The sequence below is a fragment of the Lamprobacter sp. genome (assembly GCF_034860625.1).
Lineage (GTDB): Bacteria > Pseudomonadota > Gammaproteobacteria > Chromatiales > Chromatiaceae > Lamprobacter.
The window spans coordinates 1-1239 of record NZ_JAYESN010000552.1 but is presented as its reverse complement, the minus strand read 5'-3'; the positions used below and the strand labels follow the sequence as shown (position 1 = coordinate 1239).

Annotated in this window: 2 protein-coding genes; one reads left to right on the top strand and one right to left on the bottom strand. The window is 60.5% G+C overall.

All coding sequences use genetic code 11. The annotated features are described in order from the left end of the window. Positions 1–389 (bottom strand): heme-binding protein (locus VBE63_RS29725; protein WP_323686568.1); only part of this gene is annotated, 389 nt, incomplete at its 3' end. Positions 390–909: 520 nt separating this feature from the next. On the opposite strand from VBE63_RS29725, the gene VBE63_RS29720 reads away from it, so the two are divergent. Further along, a partial coding sequence (locus VBE63_RS29720; RefSeq protein ID WP_323686567.1) for a hypothetical protein occupies positions 910–1239 on the top strand: 330 nt, incomplete at its 3' end.

Here is a 1239-nt window from a genome sequence, read left to right as displayed (position 1 = left end):
GGGGCTTCGCGCAGGCTCACGCGCGGATCGTTGGGACGCGGCACGGTCTCGAGGGTGAAACGTTCCGGCATCACGAAGCTGATGATGAAGCTGCCGGAGTCGGTCTGTGCGGGACGTTGCGTCACCGGGGCGGTCATCTTGATCCGCGTTCCGGCTTGGTCATCCTCGCTGGCCGATGGGCGCTGCGTGACGGGTGCGGTCATCGCGATCTTCTCGGCCGCTTGGTTGTTGCCAAAGATGTAGTCGGCGAGGATGCCAAAGGCCTTGCCGCCGACCTTGTCGAAGCGGCCCTGGACCTCGGTCTCTGCGAGCAGTTGCGGCTGATAGCGACGCAGCTCGAAACCTGAGTCTTCACGGACGACCTCGTAAGGCGGTTCTTCGGTGGCCATTGCGTGCCCTCCCCAGACTGTCAGTAGTATCGCCAGCGCGATGCGCGTCAATAGCCGGTTGTGCCTGTTCATCATCGATGTCCTCACGCAGCTGTGGCGTTGGCAAAACCGGTTTGGTGGTGGATGGCTGCGCTTCATGCCCCCCGGGCGCCACCGAGAACCATCCGGCTGATGACACCAGGATACGCAAAGCTCGGTTGCGACACCCTCGTCAGCCACAAAGTGTTTTTCAGGCCGCGAGCACGAGAACATGATGTCCGCCAAGGCTGCTCGCAATGGCGATGCAGAGGCGGCAGCAGCGCTCTCCAAGCCATGCTAAAATGCTTCTTTGACAATCGGTTAAACCATTTTCCCTGTCCATGATGAACAGGGAGGCCGCATCAACGTGCCAACATCCATCCGAACCCGACCAGACCAACCGCCCGTCGCAACCCAGTCTCTGGGTCGGCGTCTGACTGATGCGGCATTGGGGTTGATTGCGGGGGCAGCGCTGTTAACGGCATTCGCCCCATTGCCTTCGATGGCGCTGCACCTGACGGCCTGGGCCGTCTTTATCCTTGTGCTTGTCATCAGCGCATGGATGGACCGCGCACGATCTGCCAACGAAGCGCTGGGAGAGCACCTCGCAGTTGCGAACTCGGCCACATCCCCTGAGCCGCCCAAGCGACCCTATCCAGGCGCGAGTTTTCCGTCGTCGCTGGGTGCGTTCAATACGCAGGATGGACTTGATCTCAATGTGTCGCCGGAATCGATACCTCTCCTGATCAGTCTTGAGCATGGATCGATCGTCAGTCACGATGAGGGTCCCTGGGACAGTCCAGATTTTGATACCTTCGAGTCACTGCCGCTT